The organism is Paenibacillus sp. FSL E2-0177, from assembly GCF_037992975.1.
Lineage (GTDB): Bacteria > Bacillota > Bacilli > Paenibacillales > Paenibacillaceae > Paenibacillus_AQ > Paenibacillus_AQ odorifer.
The window spans coordinates 5,881,573-5,898,339 of the sequence record NZ_CP150307.1 but is presented as its reverse complement, the minus strand read 5'-3'; the positions used below and the strand labels follow the sequence as shown (position 1 = coordinate 5,898,339).

Annotated in this window: 12 protein-coding genes; 6 read left to right on the top strand and 6 right to left on the bottom strand. The window is 46.0% G+C overall.

Translation table 11 applies throughout. The features are described 5' to 3' along the window. Nucleotides 1-8 precede the first annotated feature (8 nt). From MHI25_RS26260 to MHI25_RS26245, 4 genes are all read right to left on the bottom strand, one after another. Nucleotides 9-1,430: a glycosyltransferase gene (locus MHI25_RS26260; protein WP_076184777.1), complete on the bottom strand. Its 1,422-nt coding sequence runs from the start codon at nucleotides 1,428-1,430 to the stop codon at nucleotides 9-11. After that, nucleotides 1,427-3,472: a TPR domain-containing glycosyltransferase gene (locus MHI25_RS26255; protein WP_076184776.1), complete on the bottom strand. Its 2,046-nt coding sequence runs from the start codon at nucleotides 3,470-3,472 to the stop codon at nucleotides 1,427-1,429. The genes MHI25_RS26260 and MHI25_RS26255 overlap by 4 nt, the downstream gene beginning before the upstream one ends. Nucleotides 3,473-3,585: 113 nt before the next feature. Next, nucleotides 3,586-4,962, bottom strand: coding sequence for a DUF6385 domain-containing protein (locus MHI25_RS26250; protein ID WP_256716118.1), 1,377 nt, complete (start codon nucleotides 4,960-4,962; stop codon nucleotides 3,586-3,588). A gap of 28 nt (nucleotides 4,963-4,990) precedes the next feature. After that, nucleotides 4,991-5,329 (bottom strand): DUF6385 domain-containing protein, encoded by a 339-nt coding sequence (locus MHI25_RS26245; RefSeq protein ID WP_076128014.1) that lies wholly within the window; start codon nucleotides 5,327-5,329, stop codon nucleotides 4,991-4,993. A gap of 383 nt (nucleotides 5,330-5,712) precedes the next feature. Here MHI25_RS26245 and MHI25_RS26240 point away from each other — a divergent pair, with 383 nt between their 5' ends. From MHI25_RS26240 to MHI25_RS26225, 4 genes are all read left to right on the top strand, one after another. Further along, a complete protein-coding gene (locus MHI25_RS26240) occupies nucleotides 5,713-6,249 on the top strand; it encodes a hypothetical protein (protein ID WP_036685336.1) in 537 nt (178 codons plus the stop codon). Between the two features lie 18 nt (nucleotides 6,250-6,267). Further along, the gene (locus tag MHI25_RS26235) at nucleotides 6,268-6,849 is read left to right on the top strand and encodes a hypothetical protein (protein ID WP_036685335.1); all 582 of its coding nucleotides are present in this window, start codon (nucleotides 6,268-6,270) and stop codon (nucleotides 6,847-6,849) included. A 155-nt stretch (nucleotides 6,850-7,004) separates the two neighbouring features. Beyond that, nucleotides 7,005-7,673 (top strand): alpha/beta fold hydrolase, encoded by a 669-nt coding sequence (locus MHI25_RS26230; protein ID WP_036685332.1) that lies wholly within the window; start codon nucleotides 7,005-7,007, stop codon nucleotides 7,671-7,673. 244 nt (nucleotides 7,674-7,917) lie between these two features. After that, nucleotides 7,918-10,923 carry an alpha-amylase family glycosyl hydrolase gene (locus MHI25_RS26225; protein WP_340394592.1) on the top strand — a complete coding sequence of 1,002 codons (3,006 nt, stop codon included), beginning with the start codon at nucleotides 7,918-7,920 and terminating at the stop codon, nucleotides 10,921-10,923. Between the two features lie 484 nt (nucleotides 10,924-11,407). Here MHI25_RS26225 and MHI25_RS26220 read toward each other — a convergent pair whose 3' ends face one another. Further along, on the bottom strand, nucleotides 11,408-12,475 hold the full coding sequence (locus tag MHI25_RS26220) for a LacI family DNA-binding transcriptional regulator (protein ID WP_256716567.1): 1,068 nt from the start codon (nucleotides 12,473-12,475) through the stop codon (nucleotides 11,408-11,410). 83 nt (nucleotides 12,476-12,558) lie between these two features. Between MHI25_RS26220 and MHI25_RS26215 the strand changes: the two genes are divergently transcribed. Then, entirely contained in the window at nucleotides 12,559-14,259 is a 1,701-nt protein-coding gene (locus MHI25_RS26215) for a glycoside hydrolase family 13 protein (RefSeq protein ID WP_076128007.1), read from the top strand. 38 nt (nucleotides 14,260-14,297) lie between these two features. Here MHI25_RS26215 and MHI25_RS26210 read toward each other — a convergent pair whose 3' ends face one another. Next, a complete protein-coding gene (locus tag MHI25_RS26210) occupies nucleotides 14,298-15,398 on the bottom strand; it encodes a M23 family metallopeptidase (protein WP_076128006.1) in 1,101 nt (366 codons plus the stop codon). A gap of 254 nt (nucleotides 15,399-15,652) precedes the next feature. Here MHI25_RS26210 and lipA point away from each other — a divergent pair, with 254 nt between their 5' ends. Continuing rightward, complete coding sequence (lipA, locus tag MHI25_RS26205; RefSeq protein ID WP_036685320.1) at nucleotides 15,653-16,558, top strand: lipoyl synthase; 906 nt, start codon at nucleotides 15,653-15,655, stop codon at nucleotides 16,556-16,558. Nucleotides 16,559-16,767 lie beyond the last annotated feature (209 nt).

Genomic DNA, 16,767 nt, shown 5'->3' with positions numbered 1-16,767 from the left:
CATCCTTCCTAATCTGAAACTCTGGGCAGTGGAAGTGCGAGTCGCACTCTTTTAGCCGCTGGAGAATAGGGGGTTGAAGAAGTGAGGGAGGCAAGCAGACGATCCGCCAACAAAAGCTCCGAACGCCCTGGGTGATAGGCTGGGTTGAATAACGAGTCATTAGATGAGGACTGCCCTGTGGTCTTCATCAGCTGTTTTGCTGCCTCTTCACATCCCTCAATCCGCAATAAATCTAAGAGAAGTCCGCTTTTAGCGGCTGTGTATTCGGGTAGATGAGCGTGAAGCCAGCCCAAAATTTCATTTTCGCGCTCAGCACATTTTAAGGCTCGGATCAGTCGGGTTATAATGGGCGTTGGCTCGGGATGAAGCTGAGCAGCTTTGGTATAACAGACACAGGCCTCGGTCTCATCGCCTATTTCTTCGCATAACTGTCCCAGCAAATAAAATGTCAAATAAGATCCGAATCCGGACTCGGTATGGTAACCGGAAGGAGCTTCTCCAATGACTAAGGCTTGCAGCAATGCTGTTTTGGCCTCAACTAGGGCCCCCATTTGAAACAGCAGCACACCTTTGATATGAGCCAAGTCAGGATAATCTGGATGTAAGGTTATCCCTGAGTCGCAAGCTTCCAGCGCCGCGTTGAAATCTTTTAATTCTGCCAGGCAGCGGATTTGATATTTGTGCAGCAGATGAACATAACTTGTGTCGGGTGGAGCTTCGTTAAGTGATCTTTTGATATGCTCTAGAGCCGGTTGATATTCACCAAGCCGCATATATTCAACAGCCATATTGAAATGGTGGAAGGGGTCATTGGGATTTAACTTTAGCTGTTCCTTGAGCAGCTCAACATTTCGTTTGATCTTATCTTTTTTTGCTACTACGCCGTCTGCATAACCGTAATGATGGATGACTACGTTGCTTAAATGCATTGCTGCTTTGGGTGTAGCTTTTACGATCGTTTCTGCAATCTGTTCGTGGATGATGCCGCTGAAACGGTACTGCGGGCGGTTACGGAATAGCCGGATAATCGGATTAACAGTAATGGTCTGTGAAGCTGCGGTTAAACCTTTATGATTATGAATGCGCAGAAAAAAAGCTTCATACTCCAAATGCTCCGCACACAGCAACAGCTCCCCCTTACTTTTCGCATCCAGTTCCTCGTCTCCATCCAGAATGAGAATCCATTGTCCGTGGGCTTGCTGAAGACCCGCGTTGCGGGCAGCGGCAAAATCGCCATTCCAAGTATGGTGAACAACTTTAGCTCCAAAGCTTAGAGCAATTTGTAGCGTGGAGTCAGTAGAGCCAGTATCGACTACAATAATCTCATCGGCGATACCACGTACACTTTTTAAACATTGGTTTAGGTTATCTGCTTCGTTCTTAACGATCATGCATAGAGAAATCAGAGGTTTTTGGCTGGGCATGCTCATTTGGCTGTCCTCCCCTCACTCTGGCGGAAGCTCCACTGTGTATGCCACGGTGTACGATTTAGTAAAAAGATGGATTTATGGATGGCACCAATATCCGTTTGCAGTGGACCATGAACGTTAGCTGCATCCAAGCTGTTTAGTGCCTCCTCCATGCTATGCTTCGCTTGCTGAAGGTAACAGAGTGCTAAACCCACTCGGGCAGCCTCATGCTCAGGCATCTGCTCCAGCGCTTGTTGAAACCATTCACTGGCTTCCGTGTAATGCCCTTTGTCAAAGACCATCTCACCTATATAAAAAAGAACCTTCGCATCAGCGGCTTGATCGCTAACTAACCTGATAAAATGCTCACCTGCCGCATTCCTATTGCCTTCTTTATATAATGCTGCGGCTAATTCAGACCGAAAGGTAGGGAACAGCTTTACCAAAGCGTCGCTTAACTCGGGCTGGTGTAGTTTTACTGATTGTTCGATCAAATCTGAAATGAATGAGGAATGTAATGGTAATGAATCTACCTCTGCTTCAGCGGGATCTACCTTTTGTTGCTGGTGGCACTTCTGAATGTATTGCAGTCCGAAACGAAGTTCGTCTGGTACATAGGTTAGCAGGTCATTGTGGAATTCTCCAAAAAGCGACCAAGAGCAAATAGCCCAGAGGGTAGGCCACTTTTTCAGATATTCTAAATCATGGTTATCTTGCGTAGCTAAGGAGGTCATTTGTCTTATGGTTGTATAGGCGTCCTCTAGCTTGCCGGTGATCAGGAGTGAAGAGATCATCCAATTTGCCGTCTCTAATTCCAAGGGAAAAGTGTCTCGGGATAAGTTAGTGATGGTCTCATTAGCATTTATCGCAAATAAGCTGTCAATGATCGCAGCTCGTTGGGCAGCATTAGTTGGGGGGACGATTTGTATCAGCAAGCCGGCAATCTCCTCATCGGGTACAGCTAAGCGTTGAAAAGCAGAAGCTATTCCCTGCAAGGCAGGCCTATATAAAGAGTGGTGTTGAAGCGCACGGTGGTAGAATCTCGCAGCGTCCTCCTGAAGCTCAAGCCGCTCTGAGATTAAGCCTAGTCGATAAAGTGGGCGGAAGGTGTTCATCCCTTGCTCAGATACATATTTTTGACTAACCTGATCTCCAGAAATGGATACTGCACGCTGATAAGCTTGAAAAGCACGTTCTAACAAGCCTTGACTCTCCAAAGATTGGCCTAATAAAAAATGCAGGTCAGGGTAATCCTCATAACGCTCCAATTCAGGCAACAGCAAGGTATCTATGATATTCGTTTTTCCTTGAGTCAGATAAATTTTACAGAGATCTCTAATCATCGTAGGACGGTAGGAAGCTTCAAGTGGCACATGGTGAAGGGTCTGGCGAAGTAATGTCTCTGCTTCCAGAAGACGACCGTCCTGACAGCAGGTGACTGCTAAATTATACGAGTGAAAAGGATCTTCCGGTTGTTCGGCTAAAGCGAGTCGCAGCAGCTGCTCATTGCGTTTGATTTTATTTTTTCGTGCCATGATTTCCGGCAAATATCCGAAGTGTTCAATCTCAATATCACTATGCTCAATCGCCGAGATGTTATGTGATTTAAGGATTGCAGCGTCAATTCCTTCATGAATTCTTCCGCTATATCGATAACCCTGTCCATTTCGGAATAAACGAACCGCACTGTGCTTTACCTTATCTTCAGGCCGAACGCCAAGCCAATTATCAATTTGTACTGTAAAAGCCTGAGCTTGCGTGTTTTGCAGGAGGCTGCGAAGTTCCGGAAGTGGAGTTTGCAGGCGTTCATCGGCATCAAGGACTAGAATCCAATCGGTATCCGCCTGATCGAGACCTTCGTTACGTGCTGCAGCAAAGTTTTCTGTCCATTCCCGTTGGAATACTCTAGCCCCGTGCGCTTGGGAAATAGCTATGGATTCGTCAGTAGAGCCTGTATCTATGACTACAATCTCGTCAACACCTGCTACGCTTGTGAGACAGTGGGGCAGAAGATCAGCTTCATTGTTAACGATGAGGTGGACGCCAAGCGTAATATTGTTCACGTTGTTTCCTCCTTGTTACATATGTAGAAGTAGAAATCAGCTTTTGCTATCAAAAGAAAAAGCACATGGATATCCATGCACTCTTTCGTTACAACATATGATGGGCATCTGCATTACGTTCCCTGTGCGTTGAAACTTACATTGATTGTTGAGGCGGCTCCTGCATTCGTTGATTGATAGGATAAGCGTGTATATTTCAAGAATCTGGCCGGAACTATGACATCTATAGAACCTGCTGCTAAAGGATTATCTCCTGTGGTATCGACGAAATAGTTCGTTCCGTCAGCACTGATTTCTACTCGTGTGTTGACCGGGTTAGCTCCAGTGTTATTGATGAAAAAGGAATAGGTACCCAATACGCTTGTAGTCACTGCTGGCAGTGGAGTATAGGCATTAGCAGTTGCAATACCCGTCGTCGTCTGTTCGATAAAGCTGCGTTGTGAAATAGAGGTCACACTGCTGAGCGTACCAGCGGTAATGGTGGCTCCAAGCACACTGGTAATGGTCCCGTTTAAGAGGTTGGTGACCGTACCTGCTGAGGACAGAGTACCAGCAGTGATCGTGGCTCCGAGCACGCTGGTAATGGTCCCGTTTAAGAGATTGGTTACTGTACCAGCCGAAGACAGAGTACCCGCAGTGATCGTGGCTCCGAGCACGCTGGTAATGGTCCCGTTTAAGAGATTGGTTACTGTACCTGCTGAGGACAAAGTACCAGCGGTGATTGTGGCTCCAAGCACGCTGGTAATGGTCCCGTTTAAGAGATTGGTGACCGTACCTGCTGAGGATAGGGTACCAGCTGTGATCGTAGCCCCTAGCACACTAGTAATGGTCCCGTTAAGGATATTGGTGACCGTTCCTGCTGAGGACAAAGTACCCGCGGTAATAGTTGCGCCTAGTACACTAGTAATGGTACCAGCCGTAATCGTAGCTCCGAGCACGCTAGTAATCGTGCCTTCGAGAATGTTAGAAATGGTACCTGCGGAAGACAAAGTACCAGCTGTGATGGTAGCTCCAAGTACGCTAGTAATAGTCCCGTTAAGAATGTTGGTAACCGTACCTGCGGAGGACAAAGTACCCGCAGTGATGGTAGCCCCGAGTACGTTAGTAATGGTACCTGCGAGAATGTTAGTAATGGTACCTGCGGAAGACAAGGTACCAGCTGTGATGGTAGCTCCAAGTACGCTAGTAATGGTCCCGTTAAGAATGTTGGTAACCGTACCTGCGGAGGACAAAGTACCCGCAGTGATGGTAGCTCCGAGTACGCTAGTGATCGTCCCGTTAAGAATGTTAGTAACTGTTCCTGCTGATGACAAAGTACCCGCAGTGATGGTAGCTCCGAGTATATTGGAAATCGTACCATCTAGGATAATTGTCGTTAGATTTCCGCCTGGATCTGTAGTGAGCGGATGATCAATCAGCGAGGCATCCCGGCCAAAAATAAGCGTTCGTAGATTATCGGGATTAGCTTGAAAAGAGCTGTAGTTAGGCAAAGTTCCTCGTCCCTCTCTTATAAAATTGTTAACTCATACCTATAGACTGGGCTTGGACGTATACATCAATTTTGCCTAAACCCGTTGACTGTTGCGTGGAGGCGGATATCCGAGTCCACTTTAAAAATCTGCTTGGCACTAGCACCTTCATTTCTTTTGCAGCCACGATCTCTTCTGAATCTATAAAAGAATCAAAACTGTTCGGACTAATCTCCAAGCGGACGCTAACAGGGTGGTCTCCTTGGTTCATAACTGCGTAAGAGATCATCGTTTTGGTTCCGCTTTTTTGCCAAGGCAGAGGTGAAATGGAGCTGGACACGGGGAATCCGATAAATTGATGCTCGGAAAATAAAGGACTGATCGTCACCTTACGGCGGTTTCTTCGACCCTTTGGAGGTGGAAATGATTGCGGATTTCTAGAACAATTCCCCTGTTTTTTTGAGTGTTTTATTTTGCTGCGCTTTTTTAGTTCCAGACCGTTATGGATTTCATTCACCTCCTACGGGTTTTCTGGAACCCTATCCATAAAAGGACCCTAACCGTCGTTTGAGCCCTGAGCATCAATAAACCGCAGTTCAATAAGCCGCGAACCGTTAGGGACAATCCTTAGCCATTCGAATGGTGATAATAATATATGGTGAAAAATAAGAGGTGATTGGGCTGGGAAAGCAAAAATACGCACATTCCCAAACAACCTGTTACTTAGAGCGGCATAAAATAAGATAAGCTCAAGTACGGGGAGGATAGCGCATGCCAAACGATTCAGTCTTTAATCAGAGTAGCCAGCCACTCTTTACAGAACAAGTCAACACGTATGTTGCACCTGGTATAGATTCAGCTCCGGAGGGAGGAGCGGCTAAGGCGGGGCTATTGTTTGGAATCCCTTTTACTTCTACGGTAACGACTGCTGCACCGCTAGTTGTTCAGATTAGTAATCCGGCAGGCAGCGGACGTACATTGTATGTATCCCGTGTTGCAGCTAGCTCGGCAACAGCTGCTGTTACTTTATCTCTGCTTCGAAACGCTACGGTCACCGGGACTACCGTTACACCGATAAATTTTAATTTTGGAAGTGCGTTAACCAGTGTGATGACGGCCAGAACCTCGACTTCTGCCCCTACGGGAGGTCCGGCCACTCTAGTATCTTTATTACTGGCAGCGGGTCCCGTCATTGTTGATTTTACTGGACAAATCGTTGTTCCTCCCGGAAATTCCATAACCACGTCCATCACGATTGCATCGGGAACTTCAGCAGCGACAACATCTATCAGCTGGTGGGAATATTAGAAATGGGAGGGGATAATCATGCCTAATCAATATGTGTTTAACGACAATGATCAACCTCTTTTTGTGGATATGGTCAATACCTTCCAATCTCCGGATATCAGCGCGCCACCTGAAATAAGTGCTTCGAAGGCTGCGGTCTTGTATTCTACCAACACATCCGCGTCTAGTTTGGTCGTACTTAGTCTTATTTCTGCAATTACTTCTATTCGGATTAGTAATGCTGCTGGTAGCGGGAAAACCGTATATATCTCTCGTATTAGCGGCAGTATCGGCGGATCTTCTCTGCTATCGGCTATGTCTGGAAGCTTTACAATTGTAAAAGGAGGGACGTTAACCTCTCCTGCAACCTTGACACCAACCAATAATAATCTCGGAAGCGCGGCTACAAGTGCGATGACCGTTCAATCTTCAACAGCGGCAATTAGCGGGGGGACGACGCTTTACAATTATCAATTAGCTCCAGGCGCTTTCTCACAGAACTTTACGGGCAGCATCATCGTTCCGCCGGGGACTGCTATTTGTGCTAACGTAACTTCATCTAGCTCGGCTGTAGGCTTAACGATTACTTCTGCACTTGGTCTTCTTTGGTGGGAGCAATAGAGTTTATATTTTTTTTTGAAACTATAACGGTGGTAAACCTTGACATCATTTGGTTAAGGTTTTACATAGAAGGTTGGAATGAATAGAAAATAAAGGGGATTGGCATTATACAATAAAGTTGGAATTCAGTATGGAATGTGAAAAGAGGGACAATTATGGAAAGTTGTTTATTTATTCATGGCTTTACCGGAGGTGAGCATGAAATCTCTCCCTTGTCCCAGTTTATGGAGCAGCATAATTATCGTTCCAGAACATTTACCCTGAAGGGGCACGGGGGCAGCAGGAATGATCTACTGCATTCGGATCGACATGATTGGCAGCAAAGTGCTGAGGATGAATTAACAGAGCTGTTAAAGACAAATGACGGCGTTCATCTGATCGGTTTTTCAACCGGTGCTCTTATTGCTTCACATCTTTCCGTGCGCTATAAACCTTGGATTAAATCTCTCACTTTGTTGTCTACCCCTGTGTTTCCGCTGAATCCTGTAGAAATTATTAAGACCCTTGGGAGCTTTTCCATGCTAAAAACTTATATTAGTAAATTCAGTTCAACGCCTCCAAAAGCAACTCGAGAGTTCCAGCGATTGGTTCGTGAGAGCTTTTCTGTCTATCCGCATATTGAGACTCCAACCCTGATCGTGCAAGGAAAAAGAGATCATCTAGTGAAGACTAGAAGCGCCGATTACCTACGACATCATATGATCAAGGCGACCCAAAAACAGGTGCTGATGGTCGACAACAGTGGTCATATGGTGTGCCATTGTGAAGAGAAGGACCGAATTATGAATGAGGTCTTGCAGTTTATTCAGACGGCGGGACGCTGAACTCAAACAGTAAATATTCAACCCCAAGAGCTTCCTAAATAGGAGCTCTTTTTTTTGTTGGGCATTTCAATTTTAAGGCTTGACAATGCGTCTTGTGTCATGGTAATTTTTAGTAGGGAAACCGGTTTCCCTAAAATTCGTTTGTTTCTATGCCAAAAACATCGCTGGAAAGGTCGTTTTTAATCCAAGAAGTAGGTTTTAGTGTGTTATGAATACGCTTTAATAAGAGAGGGAGATGCGCGCGATGAAACGTAAGTTATGGTACGTGCCCGTTCTGATTACATCTATTCTTCTTTCTACTGTGATTAATTTATTCGTCTTAGCGCCACAACAGGCAGATGCAGCCAGCATCGGTACGATTAACGAGAATGATACCATTTATCAGATTATGGTTGACCGGTTTAATGACGGGGACTCTTCCAACAATGCTACGGGAGCGGCAATTCGCTATGGCGAGAACTCTGAAGAAGATTTCCGTTATATGAAAGGCGGAGATTGGCAAGGAGTGATCGACAAGCTGTCTTATATTAAAAATATGGGCTACACCGCGATCTGGATTTCCCCAGTGGCGGAGCCGCAAATGACGAATCGGGAGAACAATGGCAGTGGTAAAAACACGGCGTATCACGGGTACAACGTTAAGGACCCTAACGCAGCCAATCCCTACTTCGGTACAAAGGAGAAGCTGAAGGAGTTAGTGGATTCCGCACATGCGGTTGGCATCAAGGTGGTTATAGACGTTGTGCCAAACCATATCGGGGATTATATGCTGGGTACCCAAGCCTACTATGATATCCCTAGTCTGCAGCCAGCAGCTCCTTTCAATAACCCGGCTTGGTATCACCATAACGGAGATATCAACTGGTCTTTGGCAGACGGAAGATACGATCAATGGGCACAGGATTACTTAGAAAATCATGATTTAGGCGGACTGGATGACATTGACTTCGATGTCCCTGCTGCTAAAAAGGCCATATTTGATTCGATTAAAGGCTGGTTTGACTATACAGGGGCAGATGGTGCGCGTGTAGACGCAGCCAAGCTGATGAAGCCGACTGATATTGGTGAATTGCAAAATTATCTGGGGGTTAATACCTTTGGCGAGAATTTTGACGGCAATGCTGAATTTGTCTCGCGCTGGGTCGGCAACAACAAGGAGTGGGGCATGCTTGATTTCCCAATGTTCTTCTCCGTTCTAAATAGCTTCGCATATGGGCAGTCTTTTGACTCCAATATTAAAAGCACCTTGGCACAGGATTCCTACTATAACGGAAATGCCAATCACATGGTTACCTTTATCGACAATCATGACCGCAATCGTTTTCTCACAGAAGCTGGAGGAAGCGTAGATAAGCTGCAGAACGCTTTGAGTTTTATTTTTACAGTGCGTGGAACACCCGTTGTCTTCCAAGGTACGGAACAGAACAAAGGCAATGGTAATGGGCAGATTATGACGGGAGGCATCGCCGATACCTGGAACCGCTGGTCAATGGTGAAACGGGATGCAAACGGCAATGTATTAGAGAATTATTTTAATGAGAATGCCAGCACCTACAAGCACGTAGCCAAACTTAATGAGATTCGGAAAAATAATCCGGCACTCCGTACAGGCACTCAACGTGAAATGTGGTCTGCACAGAACTTATATGCTTTTTCACGTCGTATTGACACTGGAACTAATCTGGGGCAGGAAGTTATCTCCGTATTCAGTAATAAATCCAGCGGCTCGCAGACCGTTACCATTCCACTGCGTGCAGAGAGCAGCTTGGCAGTCGGGACGGTTCTTTATAACCAGTTGAACACTTCGGATACGGTAACCGTACAATCGGGTGGAGCAACTGGCAAGCAGATCACTGTAACCGTGGGTGCAAATGCAGCCAAAATCTATGCCAAACAACAGCTTCCTACAGATACAGTTGCTCCAACTGTACCCACTAACGTGACCGCAACCGTTCAAAATGCATCCAGTGCTTTAGTAAGCTGGACCGCTTCCACCGACAATGTAGGTGTGACCGGATATGAAATTTATCGCAACGGCGTAAAAGTGGGTACATCCGCAACTACTTCATATACGGATAACGGATTATCTGCCAGTACTACGTATGACTATACGGTAAAAGCAATGGATGCAGCAGGCAATCTATCCCTCCTTAGCGCGATTGCTTCAGTGACAACACCAGCGGGGAACAGTGTCACTATTTACTATAAGCAGGGCTATACCTCGCCTTATATTCATTATCGTCCTGCAGGAGGAACTTGGACGACATCACCGGGTGTGGCGATACCTGTCTCTGATGTAGCAGGCTACAACAAAATAACGATTAATATTGGCTCAGCCAGCCAGCTTGAAGCTTGCTTTAACAATGGCAGCGGCACTTGGGACAGTAACGGGGGCAGCAACTATTTATTTAGTGCCGGCACCTGGACCTATACACCAACTGGCAATATTCAATCGGGTGGACCCGTGACGCCGACACCAACGGTAACGCCGACACCAACAACAACCGTAACGCCGACACCGACACCGACGGTAACACCAACGCCAACTCCGACGGTAACGCCGACACCGACACCAACCGTAACGCCAACACCGACGCCAACGGTAACGCCGACACCCACCGTAACGCCAACACCAACGGCAACACCTGTCGGCAGTACGGCAACGATCTATTATAAGAATGCGGCTTATAGCAGCTCTTATATCCATTATAAGCTCGATGGTTCAACGGTCTGGACGACGTCTCCAGGCGAGCAGCTTCAAGGTTCTGCTTTTACAGGATATAAGGCGGTTACGATTCAGTTGGACACGGCAGCTGGGCTGACCGCAGCCTTTAATAATGGCAGTGGCACATGGGATAACAATGGAGGCAATAACTATCATTTTGCTGCGGGCACCTGGAGTATGGTGAATGGTAACATCACCGCAGGAGAGCCACAAGCGGATAGTGTTACATTCCGAGCAACTGTTCCTGCGTCTACTCCTGTGAGTGGTCCCGTTTATCTCTCCGGTTCCTTCAATAGCTGGAATGCGGCAGATCCGAACTACCAACTGACGAAGGGTAGTGATGGTATTTACTCCATCACACTAAGTCTACCGGCGGGAACAGCAATTCAATACAAAGTTACACGAGGTGCTTGGACTAATGTGGAGGTGAATTCGAATGGATCGGATCTTTCCAATCGAACCCTTACGCCATCAGGCGGTGCACAAACCGTAAATCTGACGGTTCAGCGCTGGAAGGATCTATAAGCTTCATAATATCTACAGCTTAAACACACCAAGGAGCGGCTCCCGTATGGGGCCGCTCCTTGGTAAGCAGTATGAAGCTTTTTAATTGCAGAAAGTACAATTAGACTTTCTGTTTGAAGCTGGTAGAAAGATTTAACTGTATTTTGTGCAGTAGAATTCAGGAAAAAGGCTGTTTCTTGCCGATTTCACGAGTTTTGACTGCACAAAGTGCAATTAAATCGAATGTTACCCATCCTATAAGGATTTCTATTGCACAAAATGCAATTAAATCCGATGTAGCCATGTTAGCTACTCAAATTCTATCAAGCTAAAGCAGTTACTCCAGACAATCAAGCCAAAACAGCACGCAGCGCAATAAAGTTCAGTCAGCTACACAAGCTCAATCAAGCTCAGTTAGTTACTCCAGACAATCAAGCCGAAACAGCATGCAGCGCAATAAAGTTCAGTCAGCTATACAAGCGCAACCAAGCTTCCTGCCTCTTCACTACGTTCCCGCCGGGAACTGGGATCTCATAGTTGACTCACGAGGAATGAGTTCTGGCTCGAGAAGCAAATGCCTAGAGGGTATGTTGTTATTACGAATGCGTTGCATCAGCAGCTCGCCTGAAGATACCCCCAGCTGGAAGGTGTCGATATTTAGCGAGGTTAGAGGAGGCGTAGTGTAACGGGACAGAGGATATTCATCAAATGCGGCAATGCCGAGCTGTGAGGGAACATGAATATCCAGTGATTTTGCAGCTTGAAGCACCCCGAAGGCAACATAGCTGTTCATGCATACTACGGAGTCTGGTCGATCTTCGCTCTGTAGAAGCTCAAGTGCAGCATGATAGCTCTCATGTTCATCAGCCTTACAATTGATAATCCATTGCTGCTGATCGGTAAGATCTGCTTGCTGCAATGCTTGCAAATATCCACTCAGACGATGGGTATAAATCTTTTCCTGCTGCTGCCCGCCTATGAAGGCTATTTTGGAGTACCCCTGCTTTATTAAATGTGAGGTCAGCATGCTGCCGCCTGCTTCATTATCGAAATCAACCCAGCTTCCGGGAGTCATAATTTCGCCGATGGAGATGTAGGGAAACTCCAAGCGGTTTAGTTCTTCGCAAAGCTCTTCCGTGAGTACGGAGTTATTCGCTATGATTCCGTCGACACGTTTGCTGAATACAAGTCTATTTAGAAAATGTCCTTCCGGACTACTATGCTGTACATTGGAAATAGTCAGCTCGTATTTTAAAGGTGCAATTACACTTTCTATTCCACCGATGATGTTGTAGAAAAACTGGTTTAGAAATTCACTTTCCTTGGACATATCGACCAGGAGACCAATATTACAGCTGCTTTGTCTGGCTAATCCGGTAGCGATACTACTTGGTGTATAGTTCATTTGCTTCATAATTTCGCGAACCTTGTGTTTCGTTTCCTGTGATATTTTGGGGGAATCGTTTAATACTTTGGATACGGTAGATTTAGCCACATTGGCTGCTTTGGCAATATCAGAAATGGTTACTTTCATTGTCTTCCCCTCATAATCCGGAACGGTATTTGTAACCATAATAACACAAATTTAGCAGTCTCTCTAATTACAAAGAGTCTTATAGATTTAACGATAAAAGCATAAAAAGGAGTTTAGAAGTTATGCCTCATACATGGTTTTTATATCATACAAGTGAAGATCCGTTTGCCTATCCCATGGGTACGGGCATCTTGAAGCTCAGACTGTTCACGCAAGCTGGACAGCAATTATCCTGTACCGTCATCTACTCAGACCGTTATGATTCTCCGGGGCATGAAGTTCCTTTGCAGATGGAGCGGATTGGGTCGGCAGGTGTTTATGAGATACATGAAGCGGTCATTGAGACCCCTACTAAAAAATGCAGATATCTATTCCATGTAACTAATCCTGCTGGTGAATATGTCTGGTATGGAGAGAGAGGGGCGTCGGAGAACCGGGAACGCGCGGGTTCTTTTCAATATGCATATCTCCATCATTCTGAGGCGTTGAAGTTACCTTCATGGAGCATGGATGCAGTAACCTATCAAATCTATCCCAGCAGTTATAACGAAGGAACCTTACAAGGCATCTCTGACAAAATGCCCTACCTGCAACAGTTAGGAGTAAACGTTGTTTATATGACGCCTGTATTTGAGTCTCCTTCAGAACATAAATATAATACCTCCGATTACTATAAGGTTGATCCAGTATTTGGGGATACGGAAGGATTGAAGGCACTGGTCAGCCAGGCGCACAGACATGGAATCAAAGTGATTTTAGATGCTGTGTTTAATCATTCGGGAGATCGCTTTTTCGCGTTTAAGGATGTGTTGGCAAAAGGAGAGCAATCTCCGTATAAAGATTGGTTCTTCATTCATTCCTTTCCGGTTACGCAGACCCCTGTACCCAATTATGAAACGTTTGCCAAAGCTGAAGCGCATATGCCAAAGCTGAACATGGACAATCCGGATACGGCGAATTACATGATTGAGGTTGCGAAGTATTGGGTGCGCGAGACAGGGATTGACGGCTGGCGTCTGGATGTGGCCAATGAAGTTAATCCGCGTTTTTGGTCCCGGTTTCGGCAAGAACTCAAATCTGAATATCCTGAAATCCTGCTGATCGGTGAGATTATGCATGCTTCTGGGCCATGGCTTAGAGGGGATCAGTTCGATGGAGGAATGAATTATGTGCTTCGTGATGCAGTGTTAGAATTTTTTGCGGAACAATCGACGGGGCCAGTTCGCTTTATGGAGCAATTGCTCCATCAGGAGGCGTTGTATAATGACCAGGCGAATTCAGCTATGTTTCAGTTGCTTGGCAGCCATGATACCCTGCGGTTTCTTACAGCGTGTAAAGAAGGTGGGCGTGGTTGGGACCGCTTGGGTACCGCTGTTGAACGTATGATGCTGGCTGTTTTTTTCCAGATGACCTATATCGGTATTCCAATGATCTATTACGGGGATGAGGTTGGGATGGAAGGGGCGACGGACCCCCACTGTAGAAAAGCTATGATATGGCAAGAACAAGCTCAGAATGCAGTGCTGCATAAGTGGTATCAACAGTTGATTTCTCTGAGAAAAAGTCATGAGGTTCTGCGCAAAGGCTCCTTCCGTCCTTGGTTTACTGATGAAGTTCGTAATGTGCTTGGTTACATACGAGGTGTGGAGCACGAAAAGATAGGGCTGATTATCAATAATTCTCCAAACCCTTACCAACTAGAGCTTAGCCCATATCGAGCTGATAAGAACGAATTAACTGATTTATTGTCTGGAGTAATTTTTAAAAATAATAATAAGCTTACGGTCAGCATTGAACCATTCGGCTGTTTGATGTTGTATTAAAAAAGAAAAGGCCCCTCTCTAAGGAAAGGGACCTTATTCTAATTTACGGCACTTTTTTTGCTTCTTTTGTTCTTTAAGTCTCTATATTCCTGATTCTCCCATTGTTTCAGCAACGGAAACGGATCAAAAGCCCATTCGGTAATTCCGCGATCGCGGTAAATTCCAAAATGTAGATGCGGAGGAAATTTCCCTTGTGTTCCGGGATTGCCGTAACCCGAGCTGCCTACCCAGCCAATAATTTCACCGGGGGTGACTATATCTCCGCGAGAAATGGTTTTGTTATATCCAGATAGATGAGCGTAATAATGGTAACGGTTCTCAATATCGCGAATCCCGATTCTCCAGCCGCCGTACCGGTTCCAGCCTTTTGTCTCCACTAAGCCAAAGCAGGTGCTTCGGACTGGCACTCCTTGAGGTGCAAATAAATCTGTTCCTTCATGGATACGTGCTCCACCCCAGCTTCTTCCAGTGCCCCAAGTGCTACGATAAGAATAAAGGTTACTTAAGGGAAGCGGGAAGGCATTGCCGGATAGGTCCAGCCGTCCAAAATGTTCATATAACTTCGCGAACTGGGTAATGCGCTGCGAGGCGCGGCCATTGTGATAATACTCCCAGACCCCGATACTGAAATCACTAGCGGATTGTCCATACTTCAATAAGTGTCTAGCCATGCTATAGAGAACGTCCGCATCATTCTCTGGATCAGCAATGCCGTCTCCTGAGCCATCACTGCCAAAACCATCAAAGAAGCTAATGGAGTTCGGGGAAGTATCCCCCTGATCCGGATTGAGTGGACCTGCCCATACCGGTGCCGGGATCTTTATGGCTGTAAGGCGCGTGGAGACAGGCTGCCCTGAGGCTCCCTTTTTGGCGAGCGTGCGTTCATATTGATCAATGGCTGCGAACCTAAACCACGGGATACCAGTAGCTGCGCTCATTTGCTCATAAAGCTGTCTACGGCCAGACCATTGCGCTTCTTTGCTAGCACTAGCGGGATCCCCGCTGCTCATCACCGGTTGGATTGTAGGCCGCGCTACAGCTGCTGAAACGGGAAGGTTTAAACCACCCCAGAGGATAGCGGCCGCGGACAGGCATAACAGGGTTCTCCGGTTTTTAATATTCTTAAATAGGGCCAGCAAGATAACAGCCTCCTTTTGTCCGGGCATTAAATTGAATGTAGTTACTTCGGATGAAGCTTTTTTATAGATTGGTGCAAAATGCTACTTTTTATCCGTTCTTGTCTAAAGGTACCAGAAAAATCTCGCTGGAAACTCCAGATGATACACCCTGCATATTTCACAAAAACAGGCAATTGTAAATCGCACATGTTATAATATGAGGCAGCAACTTTCATCTGCAGCATCACATTCAGGAGGAAGCGGGGTTTATCATTTTGTCTAATAAAACAGCAAAGCAACCTAAACCGGATTGGATTAAGATTAAGCTAACTACCGGTGACAACTATCAGGAAATCAAAAGCATGATGCGTTCCAAAACTTTACATACCGTATGTGAAGAAGCTAGGTGTCCGAATATTTATGAATGCTGGGCAAACCGTACGGCTACCTTCATGATTTTAGGTGATATTTGTACACGCGCATGCCGTTTTTGTGCAGTGAATACAGGGATGCCTACAGAACTGGACCTGCAGGAGCCTGAACGTGTAGCTGAAGCTGCAGAGAAAATGAATCTTCGTCACTGTGTGGTGACTAGTGTGGCCCGCGATGATCTTGCGGATGGTGGCGCTCAGATTTTTGCTGAGACGGTAGCGGCGATTCGTAAACGCCTTCCGTTATGTAGTGTTGAAGTGCTTATTCCAGACTTTTTAGGAGACCGGAATAGTCTTGAGATTGTCATGAACAGTAATCCAGACATTCTTAATCATAATATTGAGACCGTGGAACGGATGTCAGATCGTGTACGGGCTAAAGCGAAGTACCCTCGTTCCTTGGAATTGCTGCGCAGAGCCAAGGAAATGAAACCCAATATTCCAACCAAATCGAGCATCATGCTTGGTGTCGGTGAAGAGTGGAATGAGATTTTACAAGCAATGGATGATTTGCGAGCCGTAAATTGTGATATATTGACTTTAGGACAATATTTGCAACCCACTCCAAAACACTTAAATGTGGAGAAATATTATCCACCGGAGGAATTTGCACTGTTGAAGGAAGAGGGAATGAAGCGTGGCTTCAGCCACGTGGAATCAGGCCCGCTAGTTCGCAGCTCTTATCATGCGCATGAGCAGGTGAAGTCTGCAGCTCAAGCTCGCGAGGAGCGTGCGGTTTCTTCTAGCTAATTATTGCTTTTCTGTGGTTTAATTCACGGAGAATGTTAGTAAGAGGAGGAAGAAGCGACAGCGTTCTGATATCTCTGCTCTTAGGTTACCCATAAAAATCGTTGATTTGCGTCATCGGAGGGGAATATTGGTGCTGTAGGAGCGGTTCTAGAACAGCGACCGAAAGCCCAATATTCCACATAGATGGCGGCATAATCAACGCCACGATA